Source organism: Streptomyces sp. NPDC044704, assembly GCF_056433525.1.
Map to the genome: position 1 here is coordinate 1 of NZ_JBWKGY010000019.1, position 19,717 is coordinate 19,717.

Sequence of the window (19,717 nt, forward strand, 5' to 3'; positions counted from 1 at the left end):
GCGATCGCCACTCGCTACGACAAAACCCGCGAGTCCTACCAGGCAGCCGTCACCATCGCATCCCTGTTCCTCTGGCTAAAGCCCCTTTGAAGACACTGCCTAGGGCTGCCCGCGCGTTCGACGCTGGCGCGCAGGGCTTCCATGAGGTCGACGACACCGGTCGGCTCGGCGGGGGGTTCGGCCTTCTCCACGGTCTCGCCGGCCTTCTTCGCCTCGATCAGAGCGGCGACCTGCTCCTGGAATGTGTCGTGGAACTCCTCGGGATCTCAGGTCATGCTCATCGCGCCGATGAGCTGCTCGGCCATCTTCAGTTCCTTGTCAGAAGCCTTCGCCTTGCCCGGGAGGGTGTCGATCTCCTGCTTCGGGTCCCGGATCTCATCCGCCCAGTGCAGGGTGTGCAGCGTGAGGAGGCCGTTCTCGGCCTTGAGGGCGACCAGGTACTCGTGCTGGCGCATCACGAAGGTGGCGATGCCCGCCTTTCCGGTCTTGGCCAGGGCCTGCTCCAGCAGGCTGTAGACCTTGCCGAACTCCTTGCCGCGGGGCCCGAGGTAGTAGGTCTTGTCGTAGAAGATCGGGTCCACCTCGGCGAGGTCGACGAACCCGGCGATCTCCAGCGACCGGGAGCGGCCCGGGGCGATGTCGTCCAGCTCTTTCGGCTCGACCAGGATTACTCCTCGCCGGTGTCGTAGCCCTTCACCAGGTCCGAGAGGTCCACTTCGTCGCCGGTGCGCTCGTTCACCCGGCGGTTGCGGATCCGGTCGGCGGTGCCGCGTTGGAGCTGATGGAAGTGGATGGTGTGGCTGTCGGTGGCGGTGTAGAGGCCCACCGGCAGGCTGACCTTCTCTGAACTAGCGATCGCTACTCAGGGCCTGGGTAAACCGCTGGCAGCTGGTTCGTCCCCGCGTAAGGATGCAGCCATGCGTTATGCCAGCGTCGACCCCGAGCTGATGGACCTGGTCCGACGATTTGTCACGCCTGGCCGGCGGTACATGCGGCTGGGCGGAAGCCCACTGCGGTTGAGCGGACCTGAGCGCGACTTGTTCGTGAGAGAGCTGGTCCAGGCTGCCGGGGAGATCACTCCCGCGGAACTCGCCATCCTTTTCGAGGGCGGGTGGCGAGAGCGCAGGACTGCCTCCTGGCTGGTTGCCGTGGCCGGGAGGACCGAGTTCCGGAGCCGGATCGGCGACCTGTTGCTGGCCAGCGGAGGCCCTTACCAAGGTTCTCTCTGCATCGCTCTTGCCAGCTTTGGTACCAGCGCGGACGCCGATCTGCTCTGCGAATACCTTGATCGCTACCTGCCTGAACCCGACCTCCGCTGGGACCAAACCTCGGTATTCAGCACCCTGCTTCACCTCGACGCTGTCCTTGGGGCCGAGCGGGCAGCGCCATACCTTGCGCCCGGCGGACTATGGCAGCAGTGGACTGCTGCCACGCCGAACGCGGTGCGGGATCCGCAGGAGTACCGGCAGGTCGTAGACCAGCTCTGTTCCTTCGCCAGCGAGTGCGCTGAACTCTTCGCCAGAACGGAACTCAGGTGACCTGACGGCTGGAAGCCGTCTGCTCTGCTCCCGTCTTCTGGGCGGGGTGAGCCGGGGCCTTGCGCGGCATGCCAAGGTTGATCGCCACTCTGCCCGGCGCGGAGTCGATCTGGTCGATCTTGGATTCGGCGCCGTCGAGGCTGACGCGCAGGCCTTCGATCTCGCCGAGCCAGCCTTCGCGCTCAGCTTCTGCAATCCGGTCGAGGAGGTTGTCGCGGATCTCCACCAACCGGCCGCGCTGGGCGGGGTCGGGGCGCAGGAGGGAGCAGCGGACGCAGGCGTGTTCGTGGATGCAGGCGGTGCCGTAGGCGCGGGCGCAGGTGCCGACGGAGAGTTTGCGGCGTTCGAAGTGGCCGAGGAAGTCCTCCCACTCCGCTTCGGTGGGGGTGCGGTACTCCTCGGCGGGGCGCAGGGTGCGGCGGCGGTTGATGAAGGCGCGGTGGGCTTCGATGGTCTCGGTGGGGTAGACGGCGTTGTAGCCCATGGTGGTGTTGATGTCGGAGTGGCCGACGATGACCTGGGCGATGTGGGGTGGCAGGCCGGAGCGGATGGCGTCGGTGATGAACATCCGCCGGAAGTCGTGGGGTGCGAAGTCCATGGGCTGGCCGCTGGTATCGGTGAGGCCGATGAAGTCGAGGACCTCTCCCAGGGCTTTTCGGATGAGCTCGCCGGTCATGCGGGATCGCTCTCCTGCCCAGTCCCACTGGAACAGCAGTGGTGCGGGAGGGCTCCAGACGCGCTCTTCGTAGTCGTAGGCGGCCAGCAGGGGGATGGTGCCGGTCTTCGGGTCGCGGACCCGGCGGATGACGGCGGAGAGGACGTCGGCGAGTTCGGGGCTGACCCGCAGGACACGTTCCTGGTCGGTCTTGGACGGGGCGATCTGGAGGAGGGGGACGACCTCGCCCGTGGTGGGCAGCCGGTACTGGACCAGGCCGTGGTGGCTGGCCTCCAGCATCTCCTCGATGCGGGCGCCGGTGTGGCGCAGGAACTCCACCGCCGCCCAGGCCCAGAACGCGCGGTGCTCGGCGAGGTCGAAGTGGATGAGCTTGCCGGCTGCGTCACGGGCGCTGTCCCTGCCGTGTTTGGTGCGGACAAATGTGGTGCCCGCGACTGTGAAGGCCGTGCCGCGCGGCACGGCGCGCAGGGCTTCGAGGCAGGTCAGGCGGTCGCGGTGGGGGTCGAGGACGGCCCGCGCGAAGGTGTCCAAGGCCGGCAGGCGTTCGCGGGTGCGCTGGTCCATGCGGGCCTTGATCCGCTTGGTGCGCTTGCCGTCCAAGGTCTCGGCTTCCTTGATCGGACACGGGGCCGCCCAGGGGCCCCAACGGGCCGGCTCCTCCGCCGCCCAGCGCGCCACGTCCAGGTAGAGCGCGCGGACGGACATCAGCACCATGGCCCGGTCCGCCCGCTCGACCACCGTCTCCTCCACGGTGCCGTCCCGGCGCCGACGCCGCTGGATTCTGGTCCTCAGACGCTCCTTCCACGCGGCAGCCACGTCCACGGGTAGGTCGAGGGAGGCGATCCCGGGATGGTGCCGCTCCAGGTCTGACCAGAAGTTCCTGGTCAGGTTGCGAGCCAGACCGTCCAACGAGGCGTAGTCCAGCCGTGGGCGACGCTCTTCCAGGTAGTCGATCAGCAGCGCGCGAATGGGCGCGCACTCCACACCGTGCCGGTCCACCAACTGCTCGCTGGTGAGCTGGCCGGTGACCCGGCCGAGCAGCCGCAGCGTCGCCGGTGCGTCGGACGGCAGATGGTCCAGCTCCCGCAGCCACGAGTAGAACAGGCTGCTCCCGCCGCCCTCGCCCCGTACGACGGTGTGGTGCTCGATCGCGTCGCCGACCGTGATGTCCGCCAAGCCTCCGCCCTTGGCCAGGAGGATCCGGGCCAGTGCCCGGCGGGCCTTGCCGCCGCCGAGCTCTTGCCACCGCTTCGGCCCGACGTGTGCCTTCAGACGCGCGTAGCCGGCTGGATCGCGGACCTCCTCGACGAAGTCCCGCAGGTGGTTGCTGCTGTGGCCAGCCAGCCAGGACACTGGTAGCCGCAGCACGTCGGCTTCGGCCAGGAACAGCAGACCCGACAAGACGGTCGACCGCCGCTTAACCTCGGTGACCGAGGAGACCCAGGTGTGCCCGCGATCGGCCCATCCGCGCGCGGACGCCGACGCCGGGGAGGCCTCCCACCGCTGCTGCCAGCTGCTCCCGGGGAACCCGGCCAGCCAGGTAAGGATCGCCCGTGCCCCCGTGAGCCGGTACCAACACGTGTTCACGCTTGCCCCGGTGAACGGCGGCAGCTGGAGGGCGGCAAGCACCTCGTCCGCAGAGCTGCACGTCATCGGCCACCGGGTGCCCGCCACGCGGGCGGGAAACCGGGCGCGGGCCCGTTCCAGCGGCCCGCCGGCGGCCTGGGGCACCGGAAGCCGCTCGCCGGGGCCAGCGAGGGGCGTGCCTGTCAGGTGCCGGACGCGGGCCGTCACAACGTTCCTCCGAACAGATCGTTGAGAGCCTGGGGTCGATACCCGGCCGCCGGTACCGCGGGGATGCGTGCCAGCCGCTCCTGGCGCAGGTGATGGGCCCTGACCGCGTCGACGATCTCGTCACGCCCGGCCGGTGATGGTGGAGTCGGGTATTGGAACCGCCTGAATGCCTCAGCCGGTGCGGACCCAGGTCGTGAAGTCGTCGGCGAGTCCGGGTGGGTTGGCCGCCTCGGTCCGGCGAGCGATCCCCTCGTAGTACTCCAGTTCGTGGAGGACCACCGGGATCGGCTTGCCGATCACGCTCTTGATGACGCCATCGTTGTGGAGGTCGCGAGCGAGATGGACGCATGCCTGGTTGAAGTTGGCCTCGATCTTCGCGGCCATGGGTCCGACGGTTGTCGTCCAGTCCTCGGCGCGGGCCGGTTCGTCGTACCAAAGTCCGAGATCGCTGATCCACCGGTGGCGCGCTGTGGCTCCGTCGGGGTCTCGGGTGAGGTCACCGATGACCGTGAGCTCGTTCTGCAGCCAGAAGGCGTAGTTCCAGCGGGCTTCCGCCTCGTCGGATGCGTCCGCGATGGTGCGTCGGAACTGGGCTTCAGTGTTGTAGCCGATGGTCAGGGTGGGCTGTCGTGGGTCGTCCCTCTCGTTGTCGATGAAGAACGAGACGACGTAGATGTCCTCTGCCTCGCCAGGCGGGATCGAGCTGATCGCTTGCTCGGCAAGGGTGCGGAGATGGTCCTGGAAGGTCACGGGGCTGGAGCCTTTCGAGTGCGGTTGCTGACGTCGGCGGCGTAGGCGGCCCAGTCGCCGGCAGCGGCCCGCTGCCATTTGACGGCGACGCTGATGTGGATGCCCAGGGTGCGGGCGAGGATCGCGGAGGGCAGCTCGGTGGCGAGCTGGAACAGCGCGGTCGATCGGGTCTCGGCGAGCCGAATGCCGAGCTTGCGGAGCCTTTCGCCCATGGCCCAGGCGCTGATCGGGCGGCCCGGCTGGCCGCCGGGGAAGAGCCAGGGCGAGTCGGTCTGGGCCAGGGCCGCGTGGCTGCGGCGGGCGGAAACCTGCTGCAGGGCCAGCTTGGCGACGGGCCCCGGCAGGGCGACCGCGACAGCACCAAGGCGGATGCGGACCGTCGCCGCCGTCTCCTCGATATGACCGATGGTCAGCCGGGAGATGGCCGCCGGCCACTGGGCATAGAGGAGCAACAGCAGGCCTGCCAGGCGGTCTTCAGTCCGGATGGTGTCGTCGTGCAGCAGGCGGCGGGCGGTGGCCCAGCGGGCGTCGTCGTCCATGGCCTGGGACGGGCCGTTCCACTTCACGGCGGGGAAGCTGAGGTCGCTGGCAATCTTCTGGGCGAGGGCCCAGCGCACGAAGTGGCCTGCTTCCCTTCGAAGTCGGGTCTCGTCGCGGGTCATCCAGCGTTCGAGGTCGCTCTGGCGGCAGCTGGCCAGCGTCAGGTTCTGGTCCGTGAGCCAGTCCAGGAGATAGACGGCGGCCCTCAGGTGCACGCGTGCGACGTTGAGCTGGGTGTGCGTGATGTCGTTGCCGCGGCTTCGGCGGCGAAGCCGGCGGATCAGGTGCCAGGTCGCGTAGCGGTGCAAGATCTGCCGGCCCTCGGGGGTGGCATGGGAGGCGACGAGGTCCTTCACGTGCCGTTCGAGGCGGACCATCTGCTCGTCGCGGGGCGGCAGTGCGTCGGCGGCCACGAGGACGGTGCGGATGTGCTCGACGACCTTGCTGTCGGGGAGTTCGTCCAGGGCCTCGTGGGTCAGGGGGCGCCGGCCGGAGGCCAGGTCGGACAGGACGGTGGAGACGATGCCCTTCGAAAGCCAGCTCATGGCCGTCGCCGTCCGCTGGGTGTCGGCCAGGGCGTCGTGGAGGGCCTTCAGCTTGGGCGGGATGGTGCCGGTGTCGTCGGTGAGGAGGTCGTCGAGCCGTTGCTTGAGCGTGCAGCGGCGGCAGGGGCCAGGTGCGGTCAGCCGTTCGGCCTCGCCGCAGGTCGGGCAGGGGCGCCAGAGTTCGGCGTCCTGCTTCGTGCAGGGCCCGCAGACAGGGGCGTCGGTGGTGCCGGAGTGGATGTCCCGGAAGCGTCCGCAGACGGTGCAGTGCACTTCTCGTTGGTCGCAACGACCGCAGCGGGGCTGCCCGGTCAGCTTCGAGAGCATGCAGGGGGCCGTCCGGCCGCAGATCGTGCAGACCAGGGAGGGCAGAGGACGGCAGTTCGGGCAGATCGGCCCGTCGGGAGTACGGGTGCAGACCATGCGCCGCTTGCCGCAGACGATGCAGGCCTCTAGGTTGGCCGGGTCCGTGATCAGGCAGTGCGGACACAGTGGCCTCCCCTCCGCATCGCGCGTGGCTGGCTCGCGCCGGGCGCCGCAGCGCGAGCACTCCTCGATGCGGGACTTGGCGATGCAGTTGCGGCAGACCCGCTGCCCGTCGAGGGGCTTGTCGATGCGGACGACGCGTCGGCAGCGTGGGCAGGCCGGCTGGACGATGCCGACGACATCGGCGGCGTGCAACAGGTCGATGAAGCGCGGGATGGCGCGAAGGGTAGCCAGGTGTCCCTCGCCGGTCAGCAGACGGGGGTTGCTCTCCAAGGTCCAGGCCAGTTTCTGCTGGTAGGAGGGCCGCGGAGCGGACCGGCGGACCGCGTCGGCGACAATCTCGCGGTCGGCGGCCGGACTGATCGTGGTGATCACCTCGTGGATGACGTCGACCGGGTCGCGTGGGTCGGCGTCCGGACACATCGAACAGCGCGGTCGGCCGGCCCGGTCACGCGAGTGAAGGCGGCGGGGGTTTCCGCAGCCGGCGCACTCGGCGGTGTCCTGGTTGCAGACCCCGCAGTACCAGTCCTGGCCTCGGCGCTGGAAGGTCCGCAGGTGCTTGCCGCAATCGCGGCAGACCGGCGGCGAGATCGTCGTGGCTCCGGCCTTGCGGAGCGCGATCAGCAGGTCGCCGATGGCCCGGGGCGCCGGAGAGCTGCCGTCGGACAGGACCTCGGGCCGGGCCGCCAGGGCCTCGGCGAGCCGGCGCGACTTCGCGCGGCCACCGGCAACACTGCGGACCACGTCCCGGACGGCCGCGGGGTCGAGGTCCTTCTCGATGCGGGTGATCAGGTCCGTGATCAGGCCGACGGGGTCCGTGACCGCGCGGGCCGGCTGGTCGGTGGTGGTCATGGCAGGTCGACACCCCTGATCCTGGCCCGCTTGGGCCGCAGGTCACCGAGCCCGTCCGCTGCGGGCGGTGCGGTGCCCGCGGCCGCGGCCTTCTTCGGCCTCTTCACTGCGGTGGCCGAGGCGATCGGCTCGACGAGGTCGTCCATGTGGCAGTCCAGGATGTCGAGCAGGGCCATGAGGATCTTCAGGCTCAGCCGCTCGGGCCGCTCGACCACGAGCCGGTAGACCTGGCTCGTCGACAAGGTGATGCCCCGTTCGGCCAGCGGCGGGATGAGGTCGGTGGTGGAGAACATCCCGCGGTCCGCCATCACCTTGCGCAGGTGCCAGCGGTAGTCGAGCTTGGCGGTCATCGTCAGGGTCCTTCCCGTCAAACCCCAGCGAACGCCGGGGCCAGTGCCTTGTGCAGGGCAGTGTTCATGAAGTCGTCGCTGACGTGGGTGTAGATCGCCGTGGAGCTGTCGCACTCGTGGCCGACCTGCTGCTGGATGAACCGCCGGTCCACTCCGTCCTCGGTCAGGTGGGTGACGTGCGAATGTCTGATTGAGTGCGGGACCAAGTCCTTTGGGAGTTTTAGGGCATCGCGGTATGCCTCGAACCGGTCGTTGATGGAGCCGGGCTGGAGGCGTCCACCACGCTCGGTGATCCACAGGGCCGGATGGTCGGGGAACCCGAACCGCGGCCGGACGTTCTCGACGTAGTCAGCGACCGCCTCGACGGCCCAGTCCATCACCGACAGCACGTTCCGGCGCCTGGGCTGCTGGCCCTTCTTGGCCTTGCCGTAGCGGACGTTGAGGGTGCCGTACCGGCCGAACTGCGGAGCCTGCGGGTTCCGCCCGAAGTCGACGACGTCGAGCTTGGACGTCTCGGTCCGTCGCAGTCCCCAGCCGTAGATGACCTTGAAGAGGGTGGCGTCCCGGTAGGCGGCCAGGGCGCCCTTGCGCTTCGCGCGCACTGCGCGGTCGACCTGGTCGTCGGCGTAGTCAAGGAAACGCTGCAGCTCTTCACGCGTGAACGGCCGGGCATCCGGACTGCCCTCGTAGTCCTGCAGGTGGGGGATGGTGTTCCACTCGTGGCAGATCGCCACGGGGAAGGCGCCGAAGGCTTCCTCACAGGCGGGCACCCAGCCGTACCGGCTGTCGATGACGAACTCGCTGAACAGGCGGACGATGCCCTGGTAGCCGCGGATCGTGGACGGCGCCAGATGCTTCTCACCGGTCAGGCAGACCGACCACTCGTCCATGTGGGCCGGCGTCCATTGCCACGGGTAGTCGTTCGCGAACTCGTGGAACCGGCGGATGAGCCGTTCCCGGTCCTCGACCGTCTCGTCCTGAAGCCCCCGTGCCTTCTGCTGGGCCCGCCAACCCCGCAGCATCGCATCGAACATCGCGTCCTCGGGACGCAGCTGGACCACACCGGAGACGAGCTCTAGGTGAGCCGACCCGGCCAGGGCGACCTTGCGCTGATGCACCATCCAGACCATCCCTTCTGGAGGGCAGATCATGCATCAGATGGGAACATCTCGGCAACATGCCTGGTCAGACCGCCAGCGCGCAGTAGCTTCTGAGAGCCTCGCGTCCCTCCCGTGAGCTGCCGACCTGTGACTTCGCGCCCGTCTGATGCAACTCCCGAGGGTTCAGATAGATCTGGGTGGTGCTCAGGTGGGCGTGGCCAAGGACCCACTGCACGTCCGTCAACGCCAGCTCCGGATCCCGAGCCATCCGGTACGCGGCCGTGTGCCGCAGGTCGTGAAGGGTCCAGTTCGCCCCCAGCAGGGCGTTGGCCCGGTTCAGCATCGCTCGGGCGGCGTGATAGTTCAGCGGCCGAAACGGCCTCCGCAGCGTCCACCACAACGGCGCCGCCAGGTCCCGTGGCGTCCCTGCCCTCCACGACTCCTCCTGATAGAGCCTCAGCCACACGAAAGCGTCTACGGACGACGGAAGCTGCTGATAGGCCCGTGTGCCCTTCCGGACCACCCCCAGCAGCTGATCACCGGGCAGGGGATCCCGCTGTCGGCTCGTCAACAGCTCCTCTGCTCGGGCGCCGTTGGAGACCCAGAACGCCAGCAACGCCCGGTCCCGGTTGTACTTCAGAGCAGCGAACAGCTCGTTGAACCGGTGATCCGGGATCCGCCGCGGCGACCGAGTGGGGACGGAGGGCCGGTAGCGGCCACCGCTCGGCACTCGGAAGGAGCGCCCTGCACCTGATGGGCGGCGGCGGTCCCGGCCCTCGGGAAACGGGTTGATGATCGGGCCCTTCCCCTCCTCCAGGTGAAAGGCGTAGAACGACCTCAGCACCGTCTCGCTGTGGACCCGCGTCCTGGCCGAGTACATCGCTCCCGGCGCCGCTCGGCCGGTCACCGTGTTCGGCAAGCCGGCCAGAGGGCGTGCCGGAGGCGGAGTCGAAGAGCCCTGGGACCGCTGGCGCCAGTGGACGCGGATTGGCTTCGGCGCTACCTGCATCCACCGGGCAAAGTCCCGGGCATCCGCCCGCGTCACCCGATCCCACGCCAGCCCCCAGCCGGCCAGGAACCGCCACCACCTCAGCAGGTCCATCCCGTACGACCGCATCGTCGTCGGTGGCCGCCCACAGGCTTGGAGCTCATCGAAGAACCGCTCCACTGGCTCCACCACGGCCCCGGACGCGTCCAGCAACACGTACGGCCGCGCCGGATCCGCCGATACCGCCAACCCACCCGATTCCGGCAGCACGAAGCTGACCAGATCCCGGGCAGAACCACCCGTCTCAAGCATGGCCGGGAAGCTAGCAGAAACCCGTCCTGACCTGCTAATACACGTTCCCTAGTTCAGTCAACGGGACAGCCCGAACGACAGGTTTCCGGCCCATACGGGACGAGCCACGGGCGCCACCTCCTCCAGTCGGTCCCTCGTCCTTCCAGCTGACGACGTCCGTCCGGTGATCGCATCCCTACTTCGGAGTAACCGGTTCGCCTTGTTCGATTTTAGTTCGATATCTTGGAGGGAGAGATTCCGGCCAAAGTGGCTGAAACTGTTCCATTCGATCGTAGGGAGGTGGGTCATGACCAACGGCTGCCATCTCCACGTCGCGAGCGGCTACTCCGCCCGCTACGGCGCCTCCCATCCCCGCGACCTGGTACGCCGAGCAGCGGAGCGCGGGATCGGCACGCTCGCGCTGACCGACCGCGACACCGTGACCGGCGCCGTCCGGTTCGCCAAGGCGGCCACGGGCGCCGGGATCCGTCCCCTCTTCGGCGTCGATGTCGCCGTCGCCCCCCGCTCACCGGCTCCCCTCACGTCCACGGCCCGCCCTCGTACCCCGGTGCGCGGTGGCGCGCATGTGGTGGAGCCGCCGCTGCGGATCACCCTGCTGGCGATGAGCGCCACAGGATGGGGGCGGCTGTGCCGTCTGCTGTCGGCCGCGCATGCTGCGGCTGCCGGCGGCCCGCCGGTGGTGTCGTGGGAGACGCTCGCCCGGTACGCGGACGAGGGGCTGCTGGTTCTGCTCGGGCCGGTATCGGAGCCAGTGCGCGCACTGTCGGGCGGGCGTCCTGACCTGGCTGAGCAACTGCTGGCGCCCTGGCGTGAGATGGCCGGCGGGAACCTGAGGCTGGAGACGGTGTGGTGGGGTGTGCCCGGTACGGGACCGGGCTCGCTGCGGCTGGCCGCGCGCACACTCGGCCTTGCCGACCAGCTGGGGATCCGAGCGGTGCTGACCAACGCGGTCCGCTACGCCGACCCTGCCCAGCACCGCATCGCCGACGTGCTCGACGCCGCCCGGCTGCTGCGGCCGATCGACCGCAGCCGGCTGGACTGCGGTGATCGCTGGCTGAAGGACCGCGCCAGCATGGCGTCGGCCGCGGAGCGGATCGCGGAGGCGTCCGGCGGCGGCCCGGGCCGCGCGGCCGCGCTGCTCGCGGAGACCCTGCTCTCCGGTGAGGAGTGTGTGGTCGATCCGGTGGCCGACCTGGGGCTGGGCCGGCCGCACTTCCCCGAGCCGGAAGTGGTGGGAGCCGAGCCGGGGCCGGGCGGCGCGTTGCGGCTGCTGCGGCAGCGGTGCGAGGCGGGCATGTTCGCGCGCGGCCTGGACGGAGACCGGCGGGCGGTCGAGCAGCTGGAGTACGAGCTCAAGGTGATCGGCAAGCTGGAGTACGAGGCGTACTTCCTGGCGGTCGCCCAGGTCGTCGCCGACGTCCGCGCGATGGGCATCCGGGTCGCGGCACGCGGGTCGGGCGCCGGCTCGATGGTCAACCACGCCCTGTTCGTGGCCACCGCGAACCCGCTCGACCACGACCTGCTCTTCGAACGCTTCCTGTCGGTGCGCAGGTCGTCACTGCCGGACATCGACGTCGACGTGGAGTCCGCGCGCCGCCTCGAGGTCTACGACCGGATCATCGAGCGGTTCGGGCTCGAGCGGGTCGCGGTGACTGGGATGCCGGAGACCTACCGGGCCCGGCACGCCCTGAGGGACACCGGCCTCGCCCTCGGCATCGCGCCGCAGGTCGTCGACCGGATCGCGAAGTCGTTCCCGCACATCCGGGCCTGCGACATCCGCGACGCACTCACCACGCTCCCGGAGCTGAAGCAGCTCGCTGCCGAGGCAGACTCGTTCGGTTCGCTGTGGGAACTCGCCGCGGGCCTGGACGCGCTGCCTCGGGGGATTGCGATGCATCCGTGCGGGGTGATCCTGTCCGACTCGACGCTGCTGGACCGGTTGCCGGTGCAGCCGACCCCGGGCGGCCAGTACCCGATGGTGCAGGCCGACAAGGAGGACGTCGAGGACCTCGGCCTGCTCAAGCTCGATGTCCTCGGCGTGCGGATGCAGTCCGCGATGGCGCACGCCGTCAAGGAGATCCGCCGGACCTCCGGCCAGCAGATCGACCTCGACAACCCCGACCACGTCCCCCTCGGCGACCCCGGCGCCTTCGAACTCATCCGCAAGAGCGACACCGTCGGGATGTTCCAGCTGGAGTCGCCCGGCCAGCAGGACCTGGTCGGCCGGCTCCAGCCGCGCGACGTCCAGGACGTCATCGCCGACATCAGCCTCTTCCGCCCCGGCCCGGTCAAGGGCGGCATGCCCGCCCTCTACATCGCAGCCCGCCACGGCGCCGCCCCCCAGTACCCGCACCCCGACCTGATCCCGGTCCTGTCCTCGACCTACGGGGTGACGATCTGGCACGAGCAGATCATCGACATGTTCGCCGTCCTGACCGGCTGCGACCGCGCTCTCGCCGAGGTCGCCCGCCGCGCGCTCGCAGACTCCGGCCGCCTGCCCGCGGTGGAGGACTGGTTCAAACGCGAGGCCGGCCACCGCGGCTACGCCCCCGCTGTCCTCGGCGAGGTCTGGGAGATCATCAAGGGCTTCGGCGCCTACGGCTTCTGCCGCGCGCACGCCGTCGCCTTCGCCGTGCCCGCGCTCCAGTCGGCCTGGCTCAAGGCCCACCATCCGGCCGCCCTGTACGCGGGCCTGCTGGAACACGATCCCGGCATGTGGCCGCCACGCGTGATCGTCTCCGACGCCCGCCGCCACCACGTGCCCGTCCTGAACGTCGACATCAACCGCTCCGCCGCCGACTACCGCATCGAGCAGACGCAGGGCGGGGTGTGGGGAGTGCGGCTCTCGATGTCGTCGGTGCAGGGGATCAGCGAGGACCAGGTCGCCCGGATCACGTCCGGCCAGCCCTACAACAGCCTCCAGGACTTCTGGCAGCGCGCCCGACCCGCCCTGCCGATCGCCGAACGCCTCATCAAGATCGGCGCCCTCGACCCTCTGCGTGGACCCCTCACCCGACGCGACCTCCTCCTCCAGACCGCCGAGCTCCATGCCCACACCCGCGCCCGGCCCGCCGACGGCCAGCTCCCCCTCGGCGGGGAACTCGTCACCGCCGAACCGTCCGGCCTGCCGGAGATGACCAGTCGCGAGGCACTCAGCGCCGAGATCGACGTGCTGAAGATCGACGTGTCCCAGCACCTGATGACCCACCACCACCGGCTGCTGCGCGAGATCGGCGCCACCGACGCCGCCCACCTCAAGACCATGCACCCCGGACAGCAGGTCCTGGTCGCGGGCGTGCGCGCCTCCACCCAGACCCCACCCATCCCGTCGGGCAAGCGCGTCATCTTCGTGACCCTGGAGGACGGCTTCGGGCTCGTCGACATCGCGTTCTTCGAAGACAGCCACGACGCCGTCGCCCACACCGTCTTCCACTCCGCGCTCCTGCTCGTCCGCGGCACCGTCGAGGCGCGCGGGCCACGGCGCACCGTCGTCGGGCAGATGGTGTGGGACCTGGAAGAACTCGCCGCCGCCCGTCGCGACCACGGCCCCGCAGCCGTCCTCGGCCTCCTCGGCCAGAGCCGGCTCGCCCCCACCCCCGCGCAGAGCGGCGCCCCCGCGCGCACCCTGGCCAACGGAACCACCGGCGCCAAGCTCCATCCGTACGCCGACCTCCAGCCCGCCGGCACCCGCGCCGCCGACCTCAAGAGCCTCGGCTACACCAGCCCCGGAAGCGCCGGGTGATGATCGCCATGACGGAACGCCGCATCCTCCACGCCCACTGGCACCTTCCCCGCAGCGACGACGCGGACCTGTACGCGCAGCTCCTGGCCGTCGCCGAAGGGATCACCCCGCGCGTGCAGGCGATGGAGCCGGACGCCGCGCACCTCGACATCACCGGCGCGCTCCGCTACTGGCAACGCACCCCGGAACAGGTGGCTGCCCTCCTCAGGCTGCGCACGATGGCCCTGCACGGTGTGCAGACCACGTGCGCTGTGGCCCCGAACCGGATGCTGGCCACGATGGCAGCCGCGGCCACCCCGCCCGGCAGGACCACCGTGATCGACGCCAAGGATGCCGAGCGGTGGCTGCGGCCGCGGCCGGTCGCTGCCCTCTACGGCGTCGGCCCGGCGACCGCGGCCAGGCTGCACACGTACGGCCTGCACACCATTGGGGACGTCGCCGAGACCCCCATGCCGACCCTCGTCCGGCTCTTGGGCGCCTCCGCCGGCCGCGCCCTGCACGCCCACGCCCACGGACAGGACCCGCGCACCGTCCAGACGCAGCCGATCGCGAAGTCCCTTGGCGCCGACCGGGCCTTCGAGCACGACGTCCTGGACCCGGCCGAACATCGCCGGACCCTGCTCGATCTGGCCGAAGAGGTCGCCGCCCGCCTGCGCGACGGGCAGCAAGCCGCGGGCGGACTGGCCCTGTCCGTCCGCTACGCCGACCACAGCACCAGCACCCGCAGCCGCACTCTCACCGAAGCCACCGCCCACACCAGGCCGATTGCCACCACCGCCTACGAGCTCTACGACCTGCTCGCCCTCCAGCGCGCCCGCGTGCGCACCATCAGCCTGCGCGCACACGACCTCCGACCGGCGAGCGAAGCCACCCAACAACTCACCCTCGACCCCGGCGACGACCGCGCCCTGGCCATCGAAGCGGTCACCGACCGAGCCCGCGCCCGCTACGGCCCCGGCACCATCCGACCCGCCACCCTCGCCACCAGCGCCAAAAGGGACAGGGCGAATACCCCGTTGCGCATCCGAAGCGGGAGTCGCTGACGCGGACCTATCCGACAAGGCCGAGCCAGTAGCGGTACGCCGAGGCGAAGGGTTCGTCGCCACCACCATCGCCTTCGCGACGGACCTTCTCCATCAACCACTCGCAGGTCTGCCGGGCCGCCTCGACGACGCTGTCGGGGTAGCCGTAGCGCATCCGCCGTTCGGCGAACTGATCCTCGTCCTCGACATGGGCCCCGCCACCCCGAGGTCGTACGACGTCGAGATCGAGGTCCACCATGCTCACGACGGTCCCGTCCGCGTTCCAATCCGGAACCGTGCACACGTCGCAGTACACCTCCGGACCCGGGTCGGCACAGAACGTGGCCGTCCACCACCCACCGCGCGGGACCAGCACCACGTACGCGAACCGGCTCGGCTCCTCGCCCGTCGACGAACTGACGGGAACACCCTGAGCCGTACCCAGCCACACCCCGTGCTCGTCCTCACCCAGCCGGACAGCTGTCCACCGCGCGCTCAGACTGCCGTCGTACTTCCGGACGTCGACCAGCACCGAAGCGTTCTCCTCGACCATCCCAAGACGCTAGCCGGACAGTGTCGGCCACGGTGCCCGCGCCACAACCGCGCGACGAGTGAAAGCTCGCCGTCGGCGCGGTCGGGGTCGGCGAAGGGCAGGCGGACCTGCACACGAGGTCGGGGAAGCCCGGCCTCCGTCCTGTTTTAGAGATCGTCTCAGTTGGTCAATCTCCTGTAGCAGATGAGGGTGGCGGCGATGCCGGCGAATGCGAGGAAGTGTTCGGCCTTGCGTTCGTAGCGGCGGTGGAGACGACGGCACCCAGACAGCCAGGCCACCGTTCTCTCCACGGTCCAACGGTGACGACCGAGACGCTGGGAGGACTCGATTCCCCTGCGTGCGATACGTGGCGTGATGTTCCGAGAGCGGAGCCATTTCCGCAGGCGGTCGTAGTCATAGCCCTTGTCGCCGTGCAGTTTGGCGGGACGGCGGCGACGCGGCCCTCGGCGGGAGCGGATGGGCGGTATGCCCCGGACGAGGAGTTCAAGACCCTGGCTGTCGTGGGTGTTGGCGGCGGAGATGCCGATAGAGAGGGGCAGACCCGTCCGTTCCGTAATCAAGTGGATCTTCGAGCCCTTCTTGCCGCGATCGACAGGATTCGGGCCTGTCAGCTCCCCCCTTTGAGGGCTCGCATGTTCACGGAGTCGATCGCGCACCTCGACCAGTCCAGCTCCCCGCGGGCGCCGAGCTCGTCCAGCACGAGACGGTGGAGCTTCGCCCACACCCGCGCAGCGGTCCACTCGGAGAACCGCCGGTGGACCGTCTGCCATGAGGCCCCGAAGACCGGCGGCAGCTGCCGCCAGGTGCACCCTGAGGTGGCGACAAAGATGATCGCGGCGAGCACCGCGCGATCATCGACTCGCCGACGGCCACCACCTTGCGGCCTCGTGGGGATCGACGGTCTCACAGCCCGGAACAGCTCCCACAGCCCCTCCGGCACCAGCCCCTCAACGAAGGCCATCGAGTACAGCCCCCTCCACCAGTTCCGGACTCACCGAATCGGCAGCGTCATTCCAGGGCGCCCCGAATCGCGCCAGGTAGTGCCACACCTTCTTGACCGCCTGGGGGTCATAGCGGCCGGCACGTGCGGCATCTCCGACGATCCGAGGATCGAGCACGCCGTCGACCGCGATCTGCGTGCCCAAGTCGACGTGTTCCTGGCCGCGGTAGCCGGGGTGACGTCGGAGTTCTTCAACCCTGAGCCGGAAGCCGGGGTGCCACTCCACCGGGCAACCGAGGCGCAGAGCCGCGGCCTCGACCGTCGTGCCTCGGTAGCAGGGGTCCAGGACCAGCGCCTCCACATGGCAGTCCGGCCGGACCGGCCCGTGCACCTGCGCCTCGATGTAGTCGTCAAGCTCGTCCTGACGATCGGCGAGGGCAAGCTCGAGGAGCCCCATGCGGTCCGCAACACCGAAGTCCGAAGGTTCAAGGAAACTGTCCGGGTAGCAGAACGTGGTCCGCGCCAGCGTCTCGGCAGCCAGCCGAAAGTGGGCTGAGCCGAACCGCGGCGCCCCACCGACCGGCTTTCGACGGAAGTTCAACGACCCGTAGACGGGCCGCTCATGAGCAGGGGCTTTGTCGTACGCCCCGGCGAAAATCCGGCTCTCCCAGCGCGACCGGTCGCCGCCTGGATGCGCCGTCAGTCCGCCGTTGCTGGTCCCCGTGACGAACTGCGAGCGGTAGACGCCGTCCTCGCCCATGGTGTCCAGGATCGGCTTGCCGTGCAGCAGACGGTCCGGGTGGAAGTTGAGAGTCACCCGCAGCGTCGGGTCCATCGGAGGGCCCGATGCCAGTTCCGCGACATGTCGAAGGGCTCGTTCCTGCGAGGTCTGGGAGGCTGCGGAGCTCATCCGCACAGTGTTCCGCAACTTGATCAACCAGTGCACGTGGATTGTCCGCCAACAGCCCGTTCCGGTGTCACAGAGCGTTGAACGCCAATCGAGACGACTTCTTAGGCCCCCTTCACACCCGGCCTGCCTCATCATGGGCGGCGGAGAAGATCTTGAGAGAGGTGAGGGGTCGCGGGTGAACGGTGACGATCGGCGCCGTGTCGTACACGTGGGCGGCGAGATGGACATCGACCGGGCGCCGATGCTGCGCGACGCGCTGCACGCGGCGATCACCCGGCCGTGCGGCTCGGACGAGATCGTCGTCGACCTGTCCGGCCTGTCGTTCTGCGACTCCTCCGGCCTTAATGCCCTCATCCACGCGCTGCACACCGCGACGGAACACGACCGGCGCATCATCCTGCGCTACCCGCAACCCGCAGCCCCAGTTCCGGCGCCTGCTCGAGACGACCGGCGCCGACACGCTCTTCCCGATCATCGACAGCTGACCGGGGCGGTCGGCATCCGGCGATGGGCCCCCCACACGGACCCACACACCGGGCGGCTCACGGTCGGCCATGGCACGGTGACAGGGCGACGAGAGGTCCACGCACGGCTGGGCCCGGCCGGCTGAAGCCACCCCGGCCGGGCCCCGCCCCGGGCGCGGGCATCCTCGGCCCGCCGTTCCCTCGCAGCCTCTCCCTTTCCGTCCCCAGCTTCCGGTCGGGTGATGTACGCACGGCACGCCGCCCGGCAGGCCCGCGGTCGGCGCGGGCGCAGGCGAGGCTGCACGGGCCCGGCCTTCTACAACGGAGATCACCTGTGCTGGAACGCAAGCGGCTCAAGGGCAAGACCCAGGTCACCTTCGTCCTGCCCGAGAAGACCCCCGAGGGACCGGTCAGTGTGGTCGGGGACTTCAACCACTGGGACCCCGCCGCCCACCCCCTCGAACCCCGCGGCGACGGCACCCGCGCAGCGAGCGTCACTCTCCCCACCAACAGCGCACACTCCTTCCGCTACCTCGCCGCTGGTGACTACTGGTTCGACGACGAACACGCCGACCACCACGACGGCACCAACAGCCGCATCCGCACCTGACAAGGGGGCGCCGGTCCGCATCGGGCCGGGAGCAGCGGCTTCGTGGTCACCCGTGCTCTCCTCGTCGAGCTGGCCATCCCCCGGCCGGGCCGCTCCGACAGCTCGGCTGCCGCACCGTGATGCCCAGGTCCTGACCACCACCGAGGTGAGACTTGAACACCCCGATCGGCCTTTCGGAAGGCTGCCTCGCCGCCCTGCACGGCTTGAGGGGGACGCGGGAGATCAACACCGTGATCCTGCGATGCGCGGCAGGTGTTCTGGTTCCCGACGTCGAGGGCAACCTGACGCACGACGAGCTGGTGCAGGCCATGCCCGCGAACGAGCCGCGACTGGTCGTCCACCAGCTGTCCTTCGCGAGCCCAGAGGGCACGCGAAGGAACGAACAGCTCCTGATCTTCTGGATGCCGCCGGATGCTGGCGAGTAGGAGGAGACGTACGCGGCCGGGTACACCGCCCTGAAGGAGCACCTCTCCGACGTTCACGTCCACCTCACCGCCAGGCGGACAGACCATCTGGAATACGGAAGGCTCGTCGCCCTGGCCGGCTGAAGACCACTCGGATGTCGGCGGTGGACGCCCGGTACCTCGGGAAGGCGGATGCTGCCGACCGCGCCTGCGTGGAGGCGACGTGTGACGGCGGCCGATGCCCGGCCGACAGCACCCCGGGGTAGGAAGGACACCGACAGGGCAGGTGCGCTCCTCACCACACCCCATCCCACCCGATCTTCCCGCGAGGCAGACCCACGACCTAGATCCGCAGGGGGCACCGGCCTCGGGGAACATCGGTGCAGGGGTTAACGCTAAGCCGTTGATCATGGTCTCTGGTCGTTCTCGCACGAGGGCTCGGCGTCAGCAGTGCGGCCGGGCGGGCAGGTCAGCTCCCGTCCCCGTGGCAGTCTGCGTGGGCATTTCTGAGGACGACCCCGTGCACGTCCCGTATGAGGTGCTGTTGTGCGGTGGTGAGGCCGCAGGGCACGGTTGCTCCATGGCCGGGCTGGTCATGGTCGCCGCCGATGACCAGGCTGCCGAGGATGCTCTGCTCGGGACCTCCCAGCGCGGACACGACCGAGGTGGCGGTGCCGTTGAACAGTCTTGCGGCGACGAGGTCGTGGGCGGGGCCCGTGTCGCCGTGAAGGCCGGGACCGCCCCAGCCGGCACGCTGGATGATGAAGGTGTCGGCGTGCAGCGGGCGGCCGCCCTCGTCCACCGGGCCCGGGGTGCCCTCTCGGAACTCCAGATGCCCGTCGCAATGGATCACCGCATGGATGCTGGCCATGGCGTCTCGCCTGGTCTCGTGCGCCCGGTAGGCGTGCGATCCGCGAGCGGCAGGCTTGCCGTGACGGCGCCGGGGCGGGATGAGGCAAGGGAGCGCGCCTGTCTGCCCACCGTGGGCTGTTTCCATCCTCCATCGATCTCCCACCGCAGGCCACCACCCGACAACCTGGGCATAGGACCCAGTCCGCCTCCCGGGCCCGGAGGACCGGCGGGTGTAGCCGCATCTGACCTGCGATTGCACGGTTGTGACGGGATACCGCCAGGTAAGTCA

16 protein-coding genes and 1 pseudogene are annotated in these 19,717 nt (G+C 69.6%); 6 read left to right on the plus strand and 11 right to left on the minus strand.

Features of this window, described 5'->3' with window-relative positions:
- Positions 1-266: 266 nt before the first annotated feature.
- Positions 267-826: pseudogene (ku, locus tag AC07B0_RS32175) on the minus strand (non-homologous end joining protein Ku).
- 91 nt (positions 827-917) lie between these two features.
- On the opposite strand from ku, the gene AC07B0_RS32180 reads away from it, so the two are divergent.
- The gene (locus AC07B0_RS32180) at positions 918-1,538 is read left to right on the plus strand and encodes a DUF6000 family protein (RefSeq protein ID WP_478899512.1); all 621 of its coding nucleotides are present in this window, start codon (positions 918-920) and stop codon (positions 1,536-1,538) included.
- Here AC07B0_RS32180 and AC07B0_RS32185 read toward each other — a convergent pair.
- The 6 genes from AC07B0_RS32185 to AC07B0_RS32210 form a co-directional block, all read right to left on the minus strand.
- Positions 1,531-3,867 carry a tyrosine-type recombinase/integrase gene (locus AC07B0_RS32185; RefSeq protein ID WP_478899514.1) on the minus strand — a complete coding sequence of 779 codons (2,337 nt, stop codon included), beginning with the start codon at positions 3,865-3,867 and terminating at the stop codon, positions 1,531-1,533. The two genes, AC07B0_RS32180 and AC07B0_RS32185, sit on opposite strands and share 8 nt — an antisense overlap.
- A gap of 312 nt (positions 3,868-4,179) precedes the next feature.
- The gene (locus AC07B0_RS32190; protein ID WP_478899515.1) at positions 4,180-4,758 is read right to left on the minus strand and encodes a hypothetical protein; all 579 of its coding nucleotides are present in this window, start codon (positions 4,756-4,758) and stop codon (positions 4,180-4,182) included.
- Positions 4,755-7,181, minus strand: coding sequence for a site-specific integrase (locus AC07B0_RS32195; RefSeq protein WP_478899517.1), 2,427 nt, complete (start codon positions 7,179-7,181; stop codon positions 4,755-4,757). Before AC07B0_RS32195 ends, AC07B0_RS32190 begins: the two co-directional genes overlap by 4 nt.
- Positions 7,178-7,531 (minus strand): helix-turn-helix domain-containing protein, encoded by a 354-nt coding sequence (locus AC07B0_RS32200; RefSeq protein ID WP_478899519.1) that lies wholly within the window; start codon positions 7,529-7,531, stop codon positions 7,178-7,180. Before AC07B0_RS32200 ends, AC07B0_RS32195 begins: the two co-directional genes overlap by 4 nt.
- A 17-nt stretch (positions 7,532-7,548) precedes the next feature.
- A complete protein-coding gene (locus tag AC07B0_RS32205) occupies positions 7,549-8,652 on the minus strand; it encodes a tyrosine-type recombinase/integrase (RefSeq protein WP_478899521.1) in 1,104 nt (367 codons plus the stop codon).
- Between the two features lie 64 nt (positions 8,653-8,716).
- Positions 8,717-9,931 carry a tyrosine-type recombinase/integrase gene (locus AC07B0_RS32210; protein WP_478899523.1) on the minus strand — a complete coding sequence of 405 codons (1,215 nt, stop codon included), beginning with the start codon at positions 9,929-9,931 and terminating at the stop codon, positions 8,717-8,719.
- Positions 9,932-10,217: 286 nt separating this feature from the next.
- On the opposite strand from AC07B0_RS32210, the gene AC07B0_RS32215 reads away from it, so the two are divergent.
- Together AC07B0_RS32215 and AC07B0_RS32220 are read left to right on the plus strand one after the other, a co-directional pair.
- Positions 10,218-13,673 carry a DNA polymerase III subunit alpha gene (locus AC07B0_RS32215; protein WP_478899525.1) on the plus strand — a complete coding sequence of 1,152 codons (3,456 nt, stop codon included), beginning with the start codon at positions 10,218-10,220 and terminating at the stop codon, positions 13,671-13,673.
- Positions 13,673-14,716 carry a DNA polymerase Y family protein gene (locus tag AC07B0_RS32220; RefSeq protein WP_478899526.1) on the plus strand — a complete coding sequence of 348 codons (1,044 nt, stop codon included), beginning with the start codon at positions 13,673-13,675 and terminating at the stop codon, positions 14,714-14,716. Before AC07B0_RS32215 ends, AC07B0_RS32220 begins: the two co-directional genes overlap by 1 nt.
- Before the next feature lie 7 nt (positions 14,717-14,723).
- On the opposite strand, the gene AC07B0_RS32225 is transcribed toward AC07B0_RS32220, so the two are convergent.
- The 3 genes from AC07B0_RS32225 to AC07B0_RS32235 all read right to left on the minus strand — a co-directional run bounded on the left by AC07B0_RS32225 (position 14,724) and on the right by AC07B0_RS32235 (position 17,098).
- A complete protein-coding gene (locus tag AC07B0_RS32225) occupies positions 14,724-15,248 on the minus strand; it encodes a DUF402 domain-containing protein (protein ID WP_478899528.1) in 525 nt (174 codons plus the stop codon).
- A gap of 158 nt (positions 15,249-15,406) precedes the next feature.
- A protein-coding gene (locus AC07B0_RS32230; RefSeq protein ID WP_478899530.1) for an IS5 family transposase occupies positions 15,407-16,209 on the minus strand; the annotation gives its coding sequence in 2 pieces (ribosomal slippage) (positions 15,407-15,865 and positions 15,868-16,209; 801 coding nt in all).
- Positions 16,196-17,098 carry a DUF3626 domain-containing protein gene (locus tag AC07B0_RS32235; RefSeq protein WP_478899532.1) on the minus strand — a complete coding sequence of 301 codons (903 nt, stop codon included), beginning with the start codon at positions 17,096-17,098 and terminating at the stop codon, positions 16,196-16,198. Before AC07B0_RS32235 ends, AC07B0_RS32230 begins: the two co-directional genes overlap by 14 nt.
- Positions 17,099-17,231: 133 nt before the next feature.
- Between AC07B0_RS32235 and AC07B0_RS32240 the strand changes: the two genes are divergently transcribed.
- The 3 genes from AC07B0_RS32240 (at position 17,232) to AC07B0_RS32250 (ending at position 18,597) form a co-directional block, all read left to right on the plus strand.
- On the plus strand, positions 17,232-17,708 hold the full coding sequence (locus tag AC07B0_RS32240; protein WP_478899533.1) for an STAS domain-containing protein: 477 nt from the start codon (positions 17,232-17,234) through the stop codon (positions 17,706-17,708).
- A 188-nt stretch (positions 17,709-17,896) separates the two neighbouring features.
- A complete protein-coding gene (locus AC07B0_RS32245; protein ID WP_478899535.1) occupies positions 17,897-18,172 on the plus strand; it encodes an isoamylase early set domain-containing protein in 276 nt (91 codons plus the stop codon).
- Between the two features lie 152 nt (positions 18,173-18,324).
- The gene (locus AC07B0_RS32250; protein WP_478899536.1) at positions 18,325-18,597 is read left to right on the plus strand and encodes a hypothetical protein; all 273 of its coding nucleotides are present in this window, start codon (positions 18,325-18,327) and stop codon (positions 18,595-18,597) included.
- Between the two features lie 448 nt (positions 18,598-19,045).
- Here the strand turns inward: AC07B0_RS32250 and AC07B0_RS32255 are convergent, their stop codons facing one another.
- Positions 19,046-19,447, minus strand: a complete 402-nt coding sequence (locus tag AC07B0_RS32255) for a hypothetical protein (protein ID WP_478899538.1) — start codon at positions 19,445-19,447, stop codon at positions 19,046-19,048.
- Between the last annotated feature and the right edge of the window lie 270 nt (positions 19,448-19,717).

Bases quoted from the DNA above. Each gene is read 5' to 3' on its own strand.
- AC07B0_RS32180 (WP_478899512.1), top strand. From the start codon at position 918: ATGCGTTATGCCAGCGTCGACCCCGAGCTGATGGACCTGGTCCGACGA.
- AC07B0_RS32185 (WP_478899514.1), bottom strand. From the start codon at position 3,867: ATGACGTGCAGCTCTGCGGACGAGGTGCTTGCCGCCCTCCAGCTGCCG.
- AC07B0_RS32195 (WP_478899517.1), bottom strand. From the start codon at position 7,181: ATGACCACCACCGACCAGCCGGCCCGCGCGGTCACGGACCCCGTCGGC.
- AC07B0_RS32200 (WP_478899519.1), bottom strand. From the start codon at position 7,531: ATGACCGCCAAGCTCGACTACCGCTGGCACCTGCGCAAGGTGATGGCG.
- AC07B0_RS32205 (WP_478899521.1), bottom strand. From the start codon at position 8,652: ATGGTGCATCAGCGCAAGGTCGCCCTGGCCGGGTCGGCTCACCTAGAG.
- AC07B0_RS32210 (WP_478899523.1), bottom strand. From the start codon at position 9,931: ATGCTTGAGACGGGTGGTTCTGCCCGGGATCTGGTCAGCTTCGTGCTG.
- AC07B0_RS32215 (WP_478899525.1), top strand. From the start codon at position 10,218: ATGACCAACGGCTGCCATCTCCACGTCGCGAGCGGCTACTCCGCCCGC.
- AC07B0_RS32220 (WP_478899526.1), top strand. From the start codon at position 13,673: ATGATCGCCATGACGGAACGCCGCATCCTCCACGCCCACTGGCACCTT.
- AC07B0_RS32225 (WP_478899528.1), bottom strand. From the start codon at position 15,248: ATGGTCGAGGAGAACGCTTCGGTGCTGGTCGACGTCCGGAAGTACGAC.
- AC07B0_RS32235 (WP_478899532.1), bottom strand. From the start codon at position 17,098: ATGAGCTCCGCAGCCTCCCAGACCTCGCAGGAACGAGCCCTTCGACAT.
- AC07B0_RS32240 (WP_478899533.1), top strand. From the start codon at position 17,232: ATGGGCGGCGGAGAAGATCTTGAGAGAGGTGAGGGGTCGCGGGTGAAC.
- AC07B0_RS32255 (WP_478899538.1), bottom strand. From the start codon at position 19,447: ATGGCCAGCATCCATGCGGTGATCCATTGCGACGGGCATCTGGAGTTC.